Source organism: Streptomyces sp. NPDC127117 (assembly GCF_042677325.1).
GTDB lineage: Bacteria > Actinomycetota > Actinomycetes > Streptomycetales > Streptomycetaceae > Streptomyces.
The window spans coordinates 1-19,330 of sequence record NZ_JBHXTM010000097.1 but is presented as its reverse complement, the minus strand read 5'-3'; the positions used below and the strand labels follow the sequence as shown (position 1 = coordinate 19,330).

Annotated in this window: 13 protein-coding genes, 1 tRNA gene and 2 pseudogenes; 14 read left to right on the top strand and 2 right to left on the bottom strand. The window is 70.1% G+C overall.

Translation table 11 applies throughout. The features are described 5' to 3' along the window. The first annotated feature begins 367 nt into the window (after positions 1–367). The 10 genes and pseudogenes from ACFVH0_RS39270 to ACFVH0_RS39225 all read left to right on the top strand — a co-directional run bounded on the left by ACFVH0_RS39270 (position 368) and on the right by ACFVH0_RS39225 (position 12,230). Complete coding sequence (locus ACFVH0_RS39270; RefSeq protein WP_385828221.1) at positions 368–1,261, top strand: FAD binding domain-containing protein; 894 nt, start codon at positions 368–370, stop codon at positions 1,259–1,261. After that, positions 1,258–3,234: a 2Fe-2S iron-sulfur cluster-binding protein gene (locus ACFVH0_RS39265; RefSeq protein ID WP_385828220.1), complete on the top strand. Its 1,977-nt coding sequence runs from the start codon at positions 1,258–1,260 to the stop codon at positions 3,232–3,234. Before ACFVH0_RS39270 ends, ACFVH0_RS39265 begins: the two co-directional genes overlap by 4 nt. Beyond that, positions 3,231–5,582, top strand: a complete 2,352-nt coding sequence (locus ACFVH0_RS39260) for a xanthine dehydrogenase family protein molybdopterin-binding subunit (RefSeq protein ID WP_385828219.1) — start codon at positions 3,231–3,233, stop codon at positions 5,580–5,582. The genes ACFVH0_RS39265 and ACFVH0_RS39260 overlap by 4 nt, the downstream gene beginning before the upstream one ends. Positions 5,583–5,792: 210 nt before the next feature. Next, positions 5,793–6,197, top strand: coding sequence for a hypothetical protein (locus ACFVH0_RS39255; protein ID WP_385828218.1), 405 nt, complete (start codon positions 5,793–5,795; stop codon positions 6,195–6,197). 57 nt (positions 6,198–6,254) lie between these two features. Next, positions 6,255–7,670 carry a hypothetical protein gene (locus ACFVH0_RS39250; protein ID WP_385828217.1) on the top strand — a complete coding sequence of 472 codons (1,416 nt, stop codon included), beginning with the start codon at positions 6,255–6,257 and terminating at the stop codon, positions 7,668–7,670. A 27-nt stretch (positions 7,671–7,697) separates the two neighbouring features. Next, positions 7,698–9,083 carry a type VII secretion-associated serine protease mycosin gene (gene mycP, locus ACFVH0_RS39245; RefSeq protein WP_385828216.1) on the top strand — a complete coding sequence of 462 codons (1,386 nt, stop codon included), beginning with the start codon at positions 7,698–7,700 and terminating at the stop codon, positions 9,081–9,083. A 385-nt stretch (positions 9,084–9,468) separates the two neighbouring features. Then, the gene (locus ACFVH0_RS39240) at positions 9,469–9,624 is read left to right on the top strand and encodes a hypothetical protein (RefSeq protein ID WP_385828215.1); all 156 of its coding nucleotides are present in this window, start codon (positions 9,469–9,471) and stop codon (positions 9,622–9,624) included. A gap of 7 nt (positions 9,625–9,631) precedes the next feature. Further along, positions 9,632–10,252, top strand: a pseudogene (locus tag ACFVH0_RS39235) (hypothetical protein); the annotation flags it as partial. Positions 10,253–10,991: 739 nt separating this feature from the next. Then, positions 10,992–11,615, top strand: a complete 624-nt coding sequence (locus tag ACFVH0_RS39230) for an AAA family ATPase (RefSeq protein ID WP_385828222.1) — start codon at positions 10,992–10,994, stop codon at positions 11,613–11,615. A gap of 96 nt (positions 11,616–11,711) precedes the next feature. Continuing rightward, positions 11,712–12,230: a DUF1269 domain-containing protein gene (locus ACFVH0_RS39225; protein WP_385828214.1), complete on the top strand. Its 519-nt coding sequence runs from the start codon at positions 11,712–11,714 to the stop codon at positions 12,228–12,230. 95 nt (positions 12,231–12,325) lie between these two features. On the opposite strand, the gene ACFVH0_RS39220 is transcribed toward ACFVH0_RS39225, so the two are convergent. Then, positions 12,326–12,397 (bottom strand) — tRNA-Cys (locus tag ACFVH0_RS39220). Positions 12,398–12,604: 207 nt separating this feature from the next. Between ACFVH0_RS39220 and ACFVH0_RS39215 the strand changes: the two genes are divergently transcribed. From ACFVH0_RS39215 to ACFVH0_RS39205, 3 genes and pseudogenes are all read left to right on the top strand, one after another. Beyond that, positions 12,605–14,095, top strand: a complete 1,491-nt coding sequence (locus ACFVH0_RS39215; RefSeq protein ID WP_385828213.1) for an MFS transporter — start codon at positions 12,605–12,607, stop codon at positions 14,093–14,095. Between the two features lie 30 nt (positions 14,096–14,125). After that, a pseudogene (locus ACFVH0_RS39210) lies at positions 14,126–14,497 on the top strand (type II toxin-antitoxin system death-on-curing family toxin). Positions 14,498–14,687: 190 nt separating this feature from the next. Beyond that, positions 14,688–16,469, top strand: a complete 1,782-nt coding sequence (locus ACFVH0_RS39205) for a DEAD/DEAH box helicase (RefSeq protein ID WP_385828212.1) — start codon at positions 14,688–14,690, stop codon at positions 16,467–16,469. Between the two features lie 351 nt (positions 16,470–16,820). On the opposite strand, the gene ACFVH0_RS39200 is transcribed toward ACFVH0_RS39205, so the two are convergent. Beyond that, on the bottom strand, positions 16,821–17,351 hold the full coding sequence (locus ACFVH0_RS39200; RefSeq protein WP_385828211.1) for a hypothetical protein: 531 nt from the start codon (positions 17,349–17,351) through the stop codon (positions 16,821–16,823). Between the two features lie 285 nt (positions 17,352–17,636). Here ACFVH0_RS39200 and ACFVH0_RS39195 point away from each other — a divergent pair, with 285 nt between their 5' ends. Continuing rightward, positions 17,637–19,265 (top strand): hypothetical protein, encoded by a 1,629-nt coding sequence (locus ACFVH0_RS39195; RefSeq protein WP_385828210.1) that lies wholly within the window; start codon positions 17,637–17,639, stop codon positions 19,263–19,265. The last annotated feature ends 65 nt before the right edge of the window (positions 19,266–19,330 follow it).

The window sequence follows — 19,330 nt, the reverse complement described above, 5'->3', positions numbered from 1 at the left end:
CCCTTCTTTGGGGTGCCCCCTACCGTGTGAACCCGGCCTAACCCGGCCGTCGGCCGGCCACGCTCCGAGGGAGCGGGCCGGCCGACGGTTTTTTTGTCCGGAACTCGCCCCGCCGGAACGGAACGCGGCACTCGGGCGCCAGAACAGAACAATCACTCACGAGCCATGCCGAAGAGCTGCAATTCACACTCTGCGCCGAAGTGGGGTGAAACGGGAACATTCCCCTGATCAGGGATGGATACGCCCTTCGCGGACCCTCGCGTCGGTCCGATCCGAAGATGTGCCAGAGTTGCCACGTCCAGGCTTTGAGCACGTACCGTACGGCGAAACAGCCGGACAGCCGGGACACCGGGAAGGGGCAGCTGGGTTGACCACGCACGCACCGCAGGCGACGCAGTCCGTGACGCTGCCGGCCTCGCTCGACGAGGCCGTGGCGGCGCTCAGCGCCATGCCCGCCGCCGTTCCCGTGGCGGGCGGCACAGACCTGATGGCGGCCGTCAACAAGGGGCTGCTGCGCCCCTCGGGCCTGGTCGGCCTCGGCCGGATCAGCGAGCTGCGCGGCTGGCACTACCAGGACGGCCACGCCCTGCTCGGCGCCGGCCTCACCCACGCACGCATGGGACGGCCCGACTTCGCGGCCCTGATCCCCGCACTGGCCGCGTCGGCGCGCGCCGCCGGCCCGCCCCAGATCCGTAACGCCGGAACGCTCGGCGGCAACATCGCCACGGCGGCCCCGACCGGCGACGCCCTGCCGGTGCTCGCCGCGCTGGAGGCCGAGCTGGTCATCGCGGGACCGGGCGGCGCCCGACGCGAGATCCCCGTCTCGCACCTGCTGGCCGGCCGCGACATGCTCGAACCCGCCGAACTCATCGGCTTCGTCCGGGTGCCGCTGCTGCACGCCCCCCAGGTCTTCCTGAAGGCCACCGGCCGCACCGGCCCAGGTCGCGCCACCGCCTCCGTCGCGATCGTCCTCGACCCGGCCCGGCGCGGGGTGCGCTGCGCCGTCGGCGCCATCGCGCCGATGCCGCTGCGGCCGCTGGAGGCCGAACGCTGGATCGCCTCACTGATCGACTGGGACGGCGAACGGGGCCTGGCCCCCGACGCGCTGGCCGCCTTCGGCGAGTACGTCGCCGCGGCCTGCATCCCGGACCAGCCACCGTCCGACGCGGGCGAGGCGGTACCACTGCCCCCCGCTGTTCTGCACCTGCGGCGGACCGTCGCCGCGCTGGCCCGACGAGCGCTGGGGAGGGCACTGTCGTGAGCAACGAGGACCACAACGATCAGCACGGGCAGCAGGAGCACCTGCAGCACGGGGGCTGGCAGCCGACGCCGCAGGGCGGCGAGTACGACGCGGAGGCGACCGCCTTCGTCCACCTGCCGCCGGAGGACCTGGCGAACATCCCGCTGGCCGCGCCCGGCCAGGGCTACGTACCGCCGATGATCGTGCCGCTGACCCCGGCGGCCGGGCTCGACCCGTCGGCCACGGGCAGCTGGATCATGCAGACGCAGAGCCAGCAGGAGCGCGGTACGGGGGCGGAGCAGCAGGCCCCCGAGACGGTGCACTGGCCGGACCCGAACCATCAGCAGGGCCCGTACGACTACGAGTACGAGTACCCGCAGCAGGCTCCCCAGGCCCCGCACTTCCCTCATGCCTCCCAGGCACCGCAGGCCCCGCACGTCCCTCATGCTCCCCAGGCACCGCACGATCCGTACGCGCAGGAGCAGTACCGGGAGACCCCGGCGGCCACGGGCCAGTGGAACTTCACCGAGTCCACGGAGTACGGCGTCCACACGGGCCAGGCGGGGCAGGCGGGGTTCGCCGACCCCGTCGACCACACCGGCGGCCACGGTGACGGAACCGGCCACACGGGCCACACCGGCCAGTGGACGATCCCGGTCGCCGACGGTGATCTCCCGGAGGAGTCCGGCGAGTTCGCCGCCTCGGCGCTGGCCGCCCAGTGGTACGGGGACCGGACCCCGCCGGCCACGCTGCCGGGCGGCGCGCCCGCTCCGTGGGCGACGCAGGAGCCCGTCCAGGAGCCGGCCCCGGAACCCGTCGCGGAAGCCTTCGCGGAACCCGAGATCGAGGCCGGGGCCCGGACCGGGCTCGCGGTCGATCCCGCACTCCTGATGGACATCGAGCCGGAGCACACGCCGGGAGCCGAGTTCGAGCAGGCGCAGGTCGAGGCGTCGTCCGTGACGCACGCGGACACCCCGCATGCCCCCGAGACGGCACCGGCCACGGAGGCGTCCGTGGAGGCGCCAGCAGAGGCGCCTGTGGAGACGTCCGTGGCGGCTTCCGTAGGGACGGAGGCCGCCCCCGTACCGGATGGTGCCGCCGCCCCGCAGACCCCGGAAGTGCCCTCCGAAGCCGTTGCCGACGCGGTCGACGCCGCCTCCGAGCATCCGGCGGAGGCCGAGCCGGAGGAATCGCGGACGGCGCCGGACCTCGAAGCCGCAGCGCCCCCGGCGCCGGTGACCGACCCCGACGCAACCCCCCAGGAATCCCAGCCGGCCGATCCCCAGGCGACCGATCCCCAGGCGACCGATCCCCAGTCGGCCGATCCCCAGCCGGCTGATCCCCAGCCGGCTGACTCCCAGTCGGTCGAATCCGTCCCGCTCGGCGTTCCCGACGACCACCCGGCCGCGTCCTACGTCCTGCACGTGAACGGCGCCGACCGCCCCGTCACCGACGCCTGGATCGGCGAGTCGCTCCTCTACGTGCTCCGCGAGCGCCTCGGCCTCGCAGGCGCCAAGGACGGCTGCTCGCAGGGCGAGTGCGGCGCGTGCAACGTCCAGGTGGACGGCAGGCTGGTCGCCTCCTGCCTGGTCCCCGCGGCCACCACGGCCGGCAGCGAGGTCCGTACGGTCGAGGGTCTCGCCGTGGACGGCGAGCCTTCCGACGTCCAGCGCGCCCTGGCCAAGTGCGGCGCCGTCCAGTGCGGCTTCTGCATCCCCGGCATGGCCATGACCGTCCACGACCTGCTGGAGGGCAACCACGCCCCCAGCGAGCTGGAGACGCGCCAGGCCCTCTGCGGGAACCTCTGCCGATGCTCCGGCTACCGCGGTGTCCTGGACGCCGTCAACGAGGTCGTCGCGGGCCGCGAGGCCGACACCGACCTTGCCTCGCCGGACTCCCCGTCCCCGGAGTCCGACGAGGCCCGCATCCCGCACCAGGCGGCCCCCGGCGCCGGTGGAGTCCAGCCGCACCCGCAGGACGGAGGCATGGCGTGAGCAACGACGCAGCCACCGCTGCCAACGCGACCAGCACACGGATCACCACCCCGACGGGCACCACCCCGACGGCCGAGGGCCCCGACACCGAGCCGCCCGCGCTCGGCCTCGGCGTCTCGCTGCCGCCCGCCGACGCGCGCGCCAAGACCGAGGGCACCTTCCCGTACGCGGCCGACCTCTGGGCCGAGGGCCTGCTCTGGGCGGCCGTCCTCCGCTCCCCGCACCCGCACGCCCGCATCCTGTCCATCGACACCTCGGCCGCCGTCGAGATGACAGGCGTACGGGCCGTCATCACGCACGAGGACATCCCGGGGGAGACCGCGTACGGGCGCCGGATCGTCGACCGTCCGGTCTTCGCGTCCGACCTGGTCCGCCACCACGGCGAGCCGATCGCCGCGGTCGCCGCCGACCACCCGGACACGGCCAGGCTCGCCGCCGCGGCCATCGCCGTCGAATACGAGATCCTCGACCCGGTCACCGACCCGGAGAAGGCCTTCGCCGCCGAACCGCTGCACCCCGACGGCAATCTGATCCGCCACATCCCGCTGCGCTACGGAGACCCCGAGGTGACCGGCGAGGTCGTCGTCGAGGGCCTGTACCGCATCGGCCGCCAGGATCCGGCCCCCATCGGCGCCGAGGCCGGGCTGGCCGTGCCACGGCCCGACGGCGGAGTGGAGATCTACACCGCTTCCACCGACCCGCACACCGACCGCGATCTCGCCGCCGCCTGCTTCGGCCTCGAACCGGACCGGGTGAAGGTCGTCGTCACGGGTGTTCCCGGCGCGACCGGCGACCGCGAGGAGCCCGGCTTCCAGCTCCCGCTCGGCCTGCTCGCACTGCGTACCGGCTGCCCGGTCAAGCTGGCCGCCACCCGCGAGGAGTCCTTCCTCGGCCACTCGCACCGCCACCCCACGCTGCTGCGATACCGCCACCACGCGGACGCCGAAGGCCGGCTGGTGAAGGTCGAGGCGCAGATCCTGCTCGACGCGGGCGCGTACGCCGACTCCTCGTCCGAGTCACTGGCCGCCGCGGTCGCGTTCGCCTGCGGCCCGTACGTCGTCCCGCACGCCTTCATCGAGGGCTGGGCGGTCCGCACGAACAACCCGCCGTCCGGCCACGTCCGGGGCGAGGGCGCGATGCAGGTCTGCGCGGCGTACGAGGGCCAGATGGACAAGCTGGCCGCCAAGCTCGGCATCGACCCGGCCGAACTGCGCCTGCGCAACGCCCTGTCCACCGGCGACATCCTGCCCACCGGCCAGACGGTGACCTGCCCGGCACCGGTGGCCGAACTCCTGGAATCCGTAAGGGACTTCCCCCTCCCCGCCCTCCCCAAGGACTCCCCGGAGGACGACTGGCTGCTCCCCGGCGGCCCCGAGGGCGCGGGCGAACCCGGTGCGGTGCGCCGAGGGGTCGGCTACGCGCTCGGCATGGTCCACATGCTCGGCGCGGAGGGCGCCGACGAGGTCTCCACGGCCACGGTCAGGGTCCACGACGGTATCGCCACGGTCATCTGCGCGGCGGTCGAGACGGGCCAGGGCTTCTCGACGCTCGCCCGCCAGGTCGTCCAGGAGACCCTGGGCATCGAAGAGGTCCATGTCGCGTCCGTCGACACCGACCAGCCCCCGGCGGGCCCGGCGACACACGGCCGCCACACCTGGGTCTCGGCCGGAGCGGTGGAACGCGCCGCCAAGATGGTCCGCACCCAGCTGCTCCAGCCGCTGGCCCACAAGTTCGGCATGTCCACGGAGCTGCTGCAGATCGCCGACGGCAAGATCACCTCGTACGACGGCGTGCTGTCCACGACGGTCACCGAGGCGATGGACGGCAAGGAACTCTGGGCCACCGCCCAGTGCCGCCCCCACCCGACCGAACCCCTCGACGAATCCGGCCAGGGCGACGCCTTCGTCGGCCTCGCCTTCTGCGCGATCCGCGCGGTGGTGGACGTCGACATCGAACTCGGCTCCGTCCGGGTCGTGGAGATGGCGATCGCCCAGGACGTCGGCCGGATCCTCAACCCGTCCCAACTGGCGACCCGTATCGAGGCCGGCATCACCCAGGGCATCGGCGCCGCCCTCACCGAGAACCTCCGCAGCGCCCGCGGCCTGATCCGCCACCCCGACCTCACCGGCTACGCCCTCCCGACCGCCCTGGACGCCCCCGAAATTCGCATCGTCAAACTGATCGAGGAACGCGACGTGGTGGCCCCCTTCGGCGCCAAGCCCGCCTCGGCGGTCCCCGTGGTGACATCCCCCGCAGCAGTGGCCGCCGCCGTACGCGCAGCCACCGGCCGCCCGATAAACCGCCTCCCCATCAGACCCCAGGCAGCGGTGGCGGCCTCCAACTCCTGACCCCCGCACGGATGGCGCGATCCGTTGCATCTCCGGGTTGCACATGCAACCCGGAGATGCACGGTGTCACCACCGCTGACTAAGGTGAACCCCGAGGCGTCAAACGGCTGTTGCCAATCGGGGGAGGGCACTGTGGGACAGGGCGATCCGGGGGCGGATTCACAGGCATACCCATGGAGCGTCATCGGGGCGGTGGGAGCCGCGGGGGCGATGTCCCCGGGCGCTGCGGGCGAACTGGTCACCGAACTCTCGTCGTTCACGAAATTCCGCGATCGCATCGACGTTCTCCTCCACGACCTCAAGACCTCACCGGCCGGCCCGGGGAAGGTCGGCGAGGAAACGATGGGACGGGACCGGTTCGGCGGGGGCAAGGGCGAGTGGTCGGAAGCGGACACCCTGCACGGCTCGTACGCCAAGGTCATCAAGGAGCTGGAGGAGCTGTCCAAGCTGCTCTCCGACTCCATCGAGGGCATGAGCATCGCCGTTCTCGGAGCGCACAAGGGCTACGAGAACGTCGACTCGGACGTGCGGGACCGCATGCTCGCGATCCAGGGCAGAACGAATGCCCACCACAAGGCTGACCAGAAGCACCCGTCCGACGGCGCTGTCCTCTGATGCGGACGTCGATGTGCTCTGCAGGCGGATGACGGGGACGGGGAGAGAGACGGCGTCATGGGTACGAATTTCGACAACAAGACGCACGAGCAGATGCTGGAGTGGCTGGACCACGCCAACAGCGGCGAGATGCAGGCCGCGGCGGATCGTCTCGTGAGCGCGGCCTCCGAGATCCGCAAGATCGCCGAGGACCTGAAGGTCCGCCCGCAGTGGGTGGAGTGGAAGGGAAAAGGGGCCGATGCATTCCGTACGTGGAGTGCAGATCTGGCCAATGCGACGCTGCGTCTCGGGGACTACAGCGAGGGCGTCTCCAAATGGCTTGGCGAGGCGTCGAACGCGATCGCATCGGCTCAGGCCTCGATCCCTCGGACCGAGGCCGGTGCGCAGGCGAACCTGGAAGCGGCTCTCGCCGCACGGAACGATCCGGATGCCTCGGCGGTGGCGAGGAAGTCCGCAGACACGCTGATCGAGTCCGGCAAGAGAAACCGCGAAGAGGCTGCCGCACAGATGCGGAGGCTGTCGCAGACGTACACCTTCTCGTCGTCGCAGATGACGTCTCTGGAGAAGCCGGTGTTTCCGGCTATGCCGGAGGCGATCACGCTGCAGGATGGTGAGAGGTACGACGGGCGACAGGGCGGACACATTGGACCTGGGTCCGGGACTGCAGCCAGTGGGGTGGGGTACGTCATCACGCCAGGACACCGGGCTGAAGCAGCACCCGATGTGCCCGCGCCCGTCGGGAGCACGGGCATCTCTCCGCACGTGGGGTCGCCCTCGGTCGCGGAACCGGTGGACATGGGGATCGATGGAGTGGCCGCGCTGCCGGATACTCCGCCCCCGGTCGCGAATCCAGTGGTGCCGCCAACCTTGCCAAGACCTGACAGTGCACCCTCGCTGACGCCGGGCATCACTCCTCCTGCTCCCAATATCAGTCCCTACACACCGCGCAGCACGAGTGGGGGAGGCAGAACGACAGGGGTACCACGTCTGCCAGCCCCTGCTCCGGCGGTGACTCCGGTGGGCCCCGGGCCGTTGGGGCGTGCCCCCGGGCCTCAGGGGATTACCGGCGGCCGCGTGGTACCCCCAGGCCCAGGACGTTCTGCGGTTGGCATTCCGCGCGGAACGGTCATCGGCAACGAGAACGCCCACGGCACAGCGCCCATGGGGCGTGCCCCGGGCATTGGCGGTGGGATCGTTCCCGGAGTCCCTCCAAACGCAGCCAACGGCGGTCGTCGACTGGCAGGGGAGGCGGGCGGTGTAGTCGGCGGACGTCAACAGCAGGGCCAGGCGGGCACGCGCCCGTTCACGCCTGGAGGGTCGGGTCTGGTGAGAGGCAGCGGGATCGCTCCTCAAGGTCCTCGGACGCATGCGACTGGGCGTGATACGGACGGCGAACGGCCGGACTACCTGGTCGAAGACGACGACACCTGGCAGCACGGTGGCCGACGCGTCGTCCCGCCGGTCATCGACTGATCAACAACGAACTCGCGGAGGATTCGGATGCGCATCAGGAATAGGGGACTCACACGGCGGCGAACCATGGTGTCGGCCGTGCTGGGCGTACTCCTGATGGGCGGTTCTGCCGGGCCAGCGTTTGCCGACTCCACGCGTTCCATGCAGTGGCATCTCGATGCGATGAAGGCTGACGAGATGTGGCAGGTTAGTACAGGCAAGGGTGTTGTCGTTGCTGTGCTCGACAGTGGTGTGGACCCGGCGAATCCCGACCTCGTGGGGCAGGTTCTCAGGGGAAAGAATCTGGAGCCGGACGTCAAGGGGGACGAACACACTGACTATGACGGTCACGGCACAAGCATGGCTGGGTTGATCGCGGGGACAGGCCGGAGCAACGGAGGGGACGGCGCCTTCGGACTCGCGCCAGGAGCGAAGATCCTGCCGGTCCGTATGCCTGATTCCGGAGTGGGGGCAACCCAGGCGGAAGGGGATGAAAAATTCAACAGAGTTGCTCCCGCAGCGATTCGGTATGCGGTTGAGCGCGGTGCAAAAGTCATTAATATCTCCCTGGGTGCACACTCGGGATCGCAGGCGCTCACAGATGCTGTGAAATTCGCACTCGATAATGGAGCGTTGATCTTTGCAGCCGCAGGAAACAGTGGCGACGGGGCCAACATGGTCGCATACCCATCTGGAACACCAGGGGTTATCGGCGTAGGTGCCATTGGGCACGACGCGAAGAAGACCGACGAATCCCAGCACGGGCCGCAGATCGACTTCACGGCGCCCGGAATCGACATGGTCCACCCTTGCACCGGCGGATCTCAGTTGTGCAAGACGAGTGGCACCAGCGACGCCACCGCCATCGCCTCCGCCTCAGCCGCCCTCATCTGGGCCAAGCATCCCGACTGGACCAACAATCAGGTCCTCCGCGTCATGCTGAATACCGCAGGTGGCCCGACCAGCGGAGCCAAGCGCAACGACTACGTCGGATACGGCGCGGTCCGCCCCCGCATCGCCCTGAAGACGCCGGGCGACCCCGGCCCGCCCGACGTGTACCCGCTCCCCGACCTCGCGGCAGCCGAGCGTTCAAGCCCCACCCCTTCCGCTGAACCGTCCAAGACGACCGGGGGCTCAGCGGACTCCAACAGGCCGGCCGCGGCAGCCCCCGCCTCCGATGACAACAGCGGGAACACGGGTCTCTGGATCGGACTGGGCGCGGGCGCGGTCGCGCTCATCGGCGTAGTGGCCGCAGCCTTGGCCGTCCGCTCCCGCCGCCCCAAGTCCGGCTCCGCCGCCGTCCCGCCCGCACACCCGCACCAGCCCCCGTACCCCAACCCGTACCAGCAATCCCAGCCTCACCAGCAGCCCCCGCGCCAGGCCTATGCACCCCCTCCGACTGTCCCCCCCGGCTCCAACTCTCCCCGTGCATAGGTACAGGTGCTCGTCCCGGCTGCGCATTGCTGTTGCGATGCAGTGTCTTTGGCTGGAGTGATCCGCAAGGGTGGACGGGGGCGACGCATGGCGTGGGACGAGTGGGAACAGATCAAAACCGAGGTGACCGATCGGCAGCCCGTAGCGATGCGAATCAACCACGTTCCCGGTGAACCCACCGGGCCCAGCGCCGTAACGGGCGGTCTGAAGTCCAGCAAGAAGGCGTGGGTCACGGCCGGCGAAGGGGTGGGCTCCCTGCGCCAGAGCATCGGCACCGCGCTGACCAGACTGGAGGACGGCCAGACGGGGCTCGGCGCAACCACGGGTTGTCCGAGCGCGGCCGCGCAGAAAGACGCGTACGACTCCTGGAAGAAGTACGCCGAAAGTGTCAGCGAGCGGTGCGGCTCACTCCAGAGGATCCCTGGAGCAGGTGGGCCGCGACCTGTTGTCGACGGATGCGGCGGTCGCCGGCGAGATGCAGAAGCTGAACGTCAGGTACGCGGACACGGACGCCGTCGGCGGCCATACGAAGAGCCGGTGACGGCGGGATGGACTACGCCACCCTCAAGGCATTCAAGCCCTCCGAGTTCGAGGACGCCGCCGACGGATACCGCTCCGTGGGCAGTGTGGCCCAGGCAGCCAAGGACCACATCGAGAACACCGTCGCCGCAGGCATGCGCAAGACGTTGACGGGTGAGGCAGCGGAGGCGGCGCAGAAGCAGCTTCGAGCCCTGGCGAAGAACTTCCACTGCACCCTGACCGAATGCGGCGTGATCAGCACGGCCCTCAACGGGTTCGCCTATGACATGGCGTCAGCCAAGCGGAAGTTGAACGCGGCGATCGAGGACGCCCAGGCGGACGGCTGCACGGTGAACGCGGACGGCTCGGTCACGTATCCGGCCGGTCAGAGGCCGGGCGACGAGAAGGTTGCTGATGGCGGCACGGTGGCGGGAAGTGCCGGAGGCAGCCCGACCTCTGATGCTCTGGAGCGCCAGGCGGCGAACATCCATCCGAACCCGAACTACGGCAAGGCAACAGGGTATGCGAACCGGATCGCCGACGCGCTTGAGGAAGCCACGGAGGCGGACACGAAGTGGGCGCCGAAAATCCGGGCCCTCAAGGCTGATGACGACCTGACTGTGTCTGCCCGGGACTGGACGGACGCTCGTTACCGGAGGACAGCCGTGAACCTACGGAGGGCATTCCCGGCCGCTGTGCTGCTGGTGGCCCTGACGGCCGTGGTAACCGCGTGCGGGACACAGCGAGACGGCGGAGAAAAACCGAAGCAGGTCACGATGAACGAGCAGCAAGCGATCGACCGGGCAGAAGAGATCATTCACCAGGCCGTGGACGACATGTCGCCCAAACCGACACTGCAGCGCACCGGCCCCGGGACCATTGGCCCCTGCATTGCCGGAGACGACCATGGCCCCGACGACCGACTGCAGGTCACCCTGTTCTACAAGCTGACCGGGGTTCCGGGGGCAGAGGCCAGTAACCTCGTGCTGCAGGCGCGGGATGCCTGGCTGAAGCAGGGATACAAGTACAACTCGTCGGACAAGGAGGATATGTCCGGCCTCTTCCCTTGGGTGAGCATGCGTACGGAGTCCGATGACTTCTGGATGGAAGGCATCACCGGAGTCCTGGACCGCGCCAAGGGCGAGGGCCTTGCCACCCTCAAGGTGAGGTCGCCCTGCTTCCTCCCGCCGGGGAAGTCCTCGGCGTCGACCGCGGCCGACCGGGCCGCACTGGAGGAGCCGCAGGCCGACGGTCCCGCTCGGCATCGAGCCCCCGGCCACGAGGCCGCGGGAGCGTTCTGACTTCTGGTCCTTCAATGAGCCGCTCCGGCAGTAATAGTGGAGGGGGATGCGGCCTGCCGTGTCCCGGAGAAAGGTGGACGACGACGTGATGGTGGCTGCGTGCGCAGAAGGAGAACGAGGGTCGGAGTGGGACGGGCCCGGCCCTGCCGTCATTCTCATTACTGGGGTGATGGCTTCCGGGAAGTCCACCGTCGCCCAGGCCCTGGCCGAGCGGTTGCCGCGGGCCGTTCATGTGCGGGGGGACGTCTTCCGGCGGATGGTGGTGTCCGGGCGGGCCGAGATGGTGCCGGGGGCGTACGAGGAGGCCGCGGCTCAACTCCGGCTCCGGTACCGGCTGTCCGCGATGACGGCCGACACCTATGCGGGTGAGGGCTGGACCGCTGTCGTTCAGGACGTGGTGCTGGGGGAGGAGTTGGGCCGGTATGTCGAACTCGTATGGAGCCGGCCGCTGTACGTCGTTGTGCTCGCTCCCGAGCCGCGGGCCGTTGCCGAGCGTGAGGCCGGGCGGGGGAAGAGCGGTTACGGGGCCGGGTGGACGGTGGAGTCGCTGGACCGAGTGCTGCGGGAGGAGACGCCACGGATCGGGCTCTGGCTGGACACGACCGGGCAGACCGTGAAGCAGTCGGTGGACGCGGTGCTCGCGGGGCTCGACCGGGCGAGGGTGGTTCGTGGGGCGGTGTCGGGCTGCGGGAAGGGGCAGGGAGCCCCGTGAGCCCGAAGAGCCTGCGACAGTTGTGGTCGAAATGCCCTGTACGCCGTTGATTCCTATAGTTGGGGCGGTAACGCATCACGAGGAGGAGTCAGCAGTATGAGCAATCTGTTCGTCATCGCCTACGACGATCTCGCCACCGCAGACCAGGTCCGGGACAAGCTGCTGTCCATGAACCGTGAGCACCTCGTCGAGCTCGAGGACATCGTCGTCGTCGAGCGGCGTGAGAAGGACGGCAAGATCAAGCTGCATCAGGCCGTCAACCACGTCGGAAACGGTGCCGTGGGCGGCGCGTTGTGGGGGAGCGTCATCGGGCTGCTCTTCCTCGTGCCGTTTCTCGGTGCCGCGGTAGGCGCTGCAGCCGGTGCCGCGGGCGGGGCCGCTGTCGATACCGGTGTCGACGACAACTTCATGAAGGAACTCAGCGCCAACCTCCGGCCCGGCGCCGCCGCGGTCTTCGTGCTTGTGAAGACGGCCGCCCGAGACCGGGTCGTCCCCGAGATCGCCAAGTTCGGCGGGCAGCTCGTGCAGACCTCGCTCAGTAAGGAGGACGAGGCGCACGTGAAGGAGATGGTGAAGCAGGCGCTGAGCGACGACGATCCGGCGGCTGCTTCGTGAGCTGTTGCTCCCTGCCGACGTGAAGTACGGGAATTGCCGTGTACGAGAACGGCCGCCGCTGCATTACTGGGGCGGCCGTCCCGTGCATCTCCCCGAGGCCGTGACCGGATTCGAACCGGTGTAACTCGAGTTGCAGTCGAGCCCCTCAACCACTCGGGCACACGGCCGTGTGTTCCTCGTTGTGGTTCGACCGTAGGGCGGGCAGGAGAGGTGATCAAGAGTGTCGGGCGGGCTGCAATGTGACTGCCATGTCGCGTTCACGATCGGGGGCGCCGGCGGTTGTGCGGGGTGTTGTGGTCCTACGACCAACGGACGAGCGGGCGACCGTCCCGCGACAGGGTTCAAGTGAGATTTCGACCCTTACGCTTGGGCTCATGAGTGCCTTGGAACCACGTGACGGCGTTGACGTCCCGCCCCTTGCTGCGGACACCGCGGACATCGCCGCCGCCACCGAGTCCGATTCCGGATCCGGGGAAGGGGTGCTCGGGCGGAGCTATCGGGCACTCAGTGTCGGCATTGTCTCCGTCGTGTTCCTGATCGCCTTCGAGGCGACCGCCGTGGGAACCGCGATGCCGGTTGCCGCGCGGGAGCTGCACGGCATTCCGTTGTACGCGTTCGCGTTCTCCGCGTACTTCACGACCAGCCTGTTCGCCATGGTGCTCTCCGGGCAGTGGGCGGACCGGCGTGGTCCGCTGGGGCCGCTCGCCGCCGGGATCAGTGCGTTCGGGGCGGGGCTGCTGCTCTGCGGGACCGCCGGGAGCATGTGGATCTTCGTCGCGGGGCGGGCCGTGCAGGGGCTCGGCGGGGGGCTCGTGATCGTGGCGTTGTACGTGGTGATCAGCCGGGCCTACCCGAAGCGGCTGCAACCGTCGATCCTGGCCGCGTTCGCCGCGAGCTGGGTGATCCCCTCGGTCGTCGGGCCGCTCGCCGCCGGGAGTGTGACCGAGCACCTGGGCTGGCGCTGGGTCTTCATCGGCATCCCGGTCCTCGTGGTGTTCCCGCTGGCGCTCGCGCTGCCCGCGATCCGGCGCCGGGCGTCGGGGCCGGCCGATGCGGCGGCGCCCGTCGAGCCGTACGACCGGCGCCGCATCATGCTCGCGCTCGGGATCTCGCTGGGTGCGGCGCTGCTCCAGTACGCCGGGCAGGAGCTGAACTGGTTCGCGCTGCTGCCGGCCGCCGCGGGTGTCGCCCTGCTCGTGCCCGCGGTGCGCGGGCTGCTGCCGCCGGGGACCGGCCGGGCGGCGCGCGGGCTGCCCTCGGTGGTGCTGCTGCGCGGGGTGGCGGCCGGGTCGTTCATAGCCGCCGAGTCGTTCGTACCGCTGATGCTGGTCACCCAGCGCGGGCTCAGTCCGACGATGGCCGGGTTCTCGCTCGCGGCCGGGGGCGGGACCTGGGCGCTCGGTTCGTACGTACAGTCCCGGCCGCGCCTGGAGCCGTACCGGGAGCGCCTGATGGTGGGCGGCATGGTGCTGGTCGCGGCCGCGATCGCGGCCGCGCCGTCCGTGCTGATCGACTCGGTGCCGGTCTGGACCGTGGCCGTGGCCTGGGCCTTCGGGTGCTTCGGCATGGGCATGGTGATCGCATCGACGAGCGTGCTGCTGCTGAAACTGTCGGCGCCGGAGGAGGCGGGGGCGAACTCGGCCGCCCTCCAGATCTCCGACGGGCTCTCGAACGTACTGCTGCTGGCCGCGGGCGGAGCGGCCTTCGCGGCGCTCGGCGGCGGCACGGTGGGCGCCGTGCACGGGGCGGCGGAGGCGGGGGCCGCGGGGTCTCATCCGGGGGCGTTCGCGGTGGTCTTCCTGCCGATGGCGGGGGTGGCGCTGGTGGGGGCCTGGGTGGCCGCCCGGGTGCGGACAAGGGCTTAGTGCCACGTGGCTCAACCGGAGGCTCGCCCGATGCCGTACCCGACACTTCCCGGGCTGCTCGGCCTCGCCGAGCAGCCTCGGGGCTGCCGAGGTGCGCGACCGCGGGCTGCTCGATTCGGCGCTCGTCCGCCCGCAGGCGAGCGTGTTCGGCCAGGACACCTGTCCGGATGTGTGTGGCAGAAGGCCGCGGCGCTCAGGGAGTCCTTGGCGCGCAACCGCGCCCTCGCCGACGGTAGCGAGCGCATCGCCCGGTGGGCCACCTGGGTCTTCCTGTACATCGATGGGCATCGCCCGAGCGCTGGCCCCGATGTCGACGCGGCCGAGAAGTTCGCGCTGGACGTGTGCCGGGGCGCCCTCGACATGCCCGAGATAGCCGAACGGCTTCCCGGTTCTGCCGTGTGACGCCGATCCGTGAAACCGATCCGTGAAGACGATCTGTGAAGAGGGTCTCAGCGTGCCCGAACCACCGCTCGTCCGTACGGGGTTCCGCGCCGTCCCCCGGTAAGGTGGCCCGGTTGTCGTATCGCGGGTGGGGTCGTCCCCGCCCGTGCGGACAGCGCCCCACGTACCCGAGAGACCCGAACCGGAGACCGTGACTACTACCGCCTCCCACCACCTCTCACCCGCCTTCCCCGGCCGCGCCCCCTGGGGCACGGCCGGCAAGCTGCGAGCCTGGCAGCAGGGCGCCATGGAGAAGTACATCCAGGAGCAGCCGCGCGACTTCCTCGCGGTCGCCACCCCCGGCGCGGGGAAGACCACCTTCGCGCTGACCCTCGCGTCATGGCTGCTGCACCACCACGTCGTGCAGCAGATCACCGTCGTCGCGCCGACCGAGCACCTGAAGAAGCAGTGGGCCGAAGCAGCGGCCCGGATAGGTATCAAGCTCGACCCCGACTACAGCGCGGGTCCGCTGAGCAAGGAGTACGACGGCGTCGCGGTCACCTACGCGGGTGTCGGCGTCCGGCCGATGCTGCACCGCAACCGCTGCGAGCAGCGCAAGACCCTGGTGATCCTCGACGAGATCCACCACGCCGGTGACTCGAAGTCCTGGGGCGAGGCGTGCCAGGAGGCGTTCGACCCGGCCACCCGGCGGCTCGCGCTCACCGGTACGCCGTTCCGGTCGGACACCAACCCGATCCCCTTCGTCGTGTACGAGGAGGGCAACGACGGCATCCGGCGCTCCTCGGCCGACTACACCTACGGCTACGGCAACGCGCTCGCCGACGGCGTCGTCCGGCCCGTGATCTTCCTCAGCTACAGCGGCAACATGCGCTGGCGCACCAAGGCCGGTGACGAGATCGCCGCCCGGCTCGGCGAGCCGATGACCAAGGACGCCATCGGGCAGGCCTGGCGCACCGCGCTGTCGCCCACCGGCGAGTGGATCCCCAATGTGCTGAGCGCCGCCGACAAGCGGCTGACCGAGGTCCGCAAGGGCATTCCGGACGCGGGCGGGCTGGTCATCGCCACCGACCAGGAATCGGCGCGCGAGTACGCCAAGATCCTCAAGCGGGTCACCGGCGAGAAGGCCACCGTCGTCCTCTCCGACGAGAAGGCCGCCTCGAAGAAGATCGACCAGTTCAGCGGGGACGATTCCCGCTGGATGGTTGCGGTCCGCATGGTGTCGGAAGGCGTCGACGTGCCGCGCCTGGCCGTCGGCGTGTACGCCACCACCATCTCCACGCCGCTCTTCTTCGCGCAGGCCGTCGGGCGTTTCGTGCGTTCGCGCAGGCGCGGCGAGACCGCCTCGGTCTTCGTACCGACCATTCCGATGCTGCTCGACTTCGCCAACGAGATGGAGGTCGAGCGGGACCACGTCCTCGACAAGCCCAAGAAGGGCAGCGACGAGGAGAACCCGTTCGCCGAGGAGGACAAGCTCCTCGCCGACGCCGAGAAGCTGGAGGACGAGGAGACCGAGGAGCAGCTGCCCTTCGAGGCCCTCGAATCGGACGCCGTCTTCGACCGGGTGCTGTACGACGGCGCCGAATTCGGCATGCAGGCGCACCCCGGCAGCGAGGAGGAGCAGGACTACCTGGGGATTCCGGGGCTGCTCGAACCCGATCAGGTGCAGCTGCTGCTCCAGAAGCGGCAGTCCCGGCAGATCGCGCACAGCCGCCAGCGGCCGGCCGAGGAGGCCGACCTGCTGGAGAAGCCGGCCGACGCGCGGCCGGTGGTCACGCACAAGCAGCTGCTCGGGCTGCGCAAGCAGCTCAACACCATGGTGTCGGCGTACACGCACCAGAGCGGCAAGCCGCACGGAGTGATCCACACCGAGCTGCGGCGGGTGTGCGGCGGGCCGCCGAGCGCGGAGGCCACGGCCGGGCAGATCCAGCAGCGGATCAAGAAGGTCCAGGAGTGGGCCACCCGTATGACGTGAGCGGGCGGGGACGTGCGGGTGCCGGCCCGGGGCGGGGACAGCGGTCCTCGCCCCGGGCCGGCGTCGTGCGTGCGGATGGTCGTGCGTGCGGACGAGGGTGGCGCGGCTACCGGACGGCGCGATATCCGGAAGATGCGACCACCGGACGGAGCGTTTTCCGGAAGCCGTGACTACCGGGTGACGCGTTTTCCGGATGGTGTGACCATCGGACGGAGCGTTTTCCGGAAGCCGTGACTACCGGGTGACGCGTTTTCCGGATGGCGCGACCATCGGACGGAGCGTTTTCCGGAAGCCGCGGCTACCGGGTGACGCGTTTTCCGGACGGCGCGGCTAGCGGACGGGACGACGCGGCTACCAGACGAACGGTGCGGACTGGTTGGCCGTGGCGACGCACGGGACCGTGGCCGACGTCGGGGACGAGGCCACGATCTGCAGTGACCAGTTGGTGGCGCTCGGGGGAGAGGCCAGCACCACGGAATTCGTGCTGTCACCCGCCGCCAGGGTGCCGGAGGTGAGCTTCAGCGGGCCCAGGGTGATCGGGCTGCCGCCGCTCATGCCGGGGTTGGTCTTGCCGGAGAACTGCACCTGACTGGTGACGCCGCCCGAGGTCTTGGTGAGCTTGAGCGTCGTGGTGATGCTGTTCGGGTCGGCGCTGGTGCCGGCCGGCATGGTGATCGCGGTGGACGTGATCTTTATGGTCTTGGACGTGCCCGAGTCGGCGGCGGTCAGGGTGGCGAGACCGCTGCCCCAGGCGCCGCAGTCGTACGTGGCCGTCGCGGTGAGCGGAGTCACCGCCTGGGCCGCCGGGGCCAGGGCGAGTGCGCCGGCCACGGAACAGGCCGCGGCCAGCACCAGGGGGATGTGTCTTCGATTCGACGACATGACGGGGGGAACTCCTTCCGGTTCTGAATTCCGCAGATTCACCGAAGAGCTGAAGAAGTGGATCTGCGTGCCGGGCCCGGCATGTCGGGTGCAGTGAAACTGTGATCTTCATAGAAGTCAAGAGATGTCTACAGGCGCTCTTGAAATTCCCGCGGAAATGCTTTTCGGGCATTTCAGATAAGGATCATCCGGTTCTCTCTTGACTTCTCCGCACGCGACCTCCTCAATGTGCGCAATCAATGGGCCATGGAGGGGTGTCTGGTGATACGACGACGAAGACCCGGCGTGACCGGTCTGCTCGCTGCCTGCTTCGTGATGTCGCTGAGCTGCGCCGGGGCCACCGCCCAGGCCGCACCGCAGGACGTGCCGGCGGCCGGGCGGCAGGCGGCCGGTACGGTCACCCCGTCCGTCCACTGCGTGCTGCCCGCGGGCCAGGGCGAGGCGACCGGGCCGCAGGAGATGACCGTCGAGCTGTCGCCCGCGGTCGTCGCCCCGGGCGGAAAGGTGCACGCCGAGGTCACGCTCGGTCCGTCCCCCGCCACCAGCGGACTCGCCCTGGACGATGTGCCCACCATCCCCAGCCTCGACCTCGCCATGTCCGGCGGGGCGACCGGCACCGTCACCGTGCGGGGCGCCGAGTTCACGATGGACATCCCGGCCGGGAAACCCATCGAACTCCCGCCGTACGAGGGCGACTTCATGGTCCCCGCGAACGCCTCCGGTGACATCTCGTTCGCCCCCATCCGTACGCTGACCCAGACCAAGGTGCTCGGCTCGGTCTTCGAGACGCCCTGCGACGTCGTCGACGGCGGCGGCAGCATCGGCAGCGTCACGGTGGAGGGCACCGGCACCGAGCCCGCCACACTGACCGCACCCGCCGATCCCGTACGCCCCAACACCCCTGTGACACTGGGCGGTTCGGGGTGGACGCCGGGCGGCACGCCCGTGCCCTCGCTCTGTGCGGTGGGTGGTGGCGGCTGCGATCCGCTGAAGTTCAGGAGCCACACCCTCACGGTCGACGGCGGCGGCACATTGCAGGGCACGGCCACCCTCGCGGAGGCCGGCGCGGTGCCGGACGGTGCGTACGAGGTGAAGGTCAACGACGGTACGAAGGAGGCCACCGCCCCCCTCACCGTCCGGGCCGTCGCGGCCGGCGACCGCGAGATCTCGCTGTCGCGCAGCAGCGGACCGGTCGGCACCGCGATCACGGTCAGCGGCAAGAACTACAACCCGGACCGCTGGATCAACGTCATCGGCCTCGACGCCTCGGGCACCGGGATCGACGACAGCGCGGTCTACGTCAAGAGCGGCCCGGACGGCACGTTCGCCGTCGAGTTCACCGTGACCTCCGACGCCGTCGTCGCGGTCCAGGCCGACGAGGGCAACGATCCGGCGACCGTGCGGACCGCACCGTTCACCGTCTCCGACGGCGAGGGAGGGGACGGCGGCAGCGCCGACCAGCGGCTGAGCACCTCGGTCAGGGCCGGGACGCTGTCCATGGTCCAGGACGGTGACACCGTCGACTTCGGTACGACGGTGCTGGGCACCGGCAGCGGTGTGCAGCGGTCCCGGCTCAACCGGGTCGAGGTGGAGGACGGCCGCGGTGTCGACAGCGGCTGGTCGCTGACCGCCACGCTCTCCGGCTTCACCGGCTCCGGCGGTGGCACCATCCCGGCCGGTGCTGTTCGGTGGACGCCCAGGTGCGCGGCGCAGAGCGGCAGCGTGGGGGTGCCGGTGGCCGGTTCGCCCGCCGCGCTCGGGAGCGCGGCGGCGAGCCTCTGCCGGATGGATCCGGACGGCTCCCGCCCGTTCACCGGCGGCCGGTTCGACGCCGACGCCGATCTCACCCTCACCGTTCCCGGATTCACCCCGCCCGGAGATTACAGCGCGACCCTCACCCTCACTCTTCTCTGAATTCTCCGGGAGATTTTCCGGGAACCGTGAGGGGAAGTTCCGGAGGCGCGCGGCCCCGGGCGATA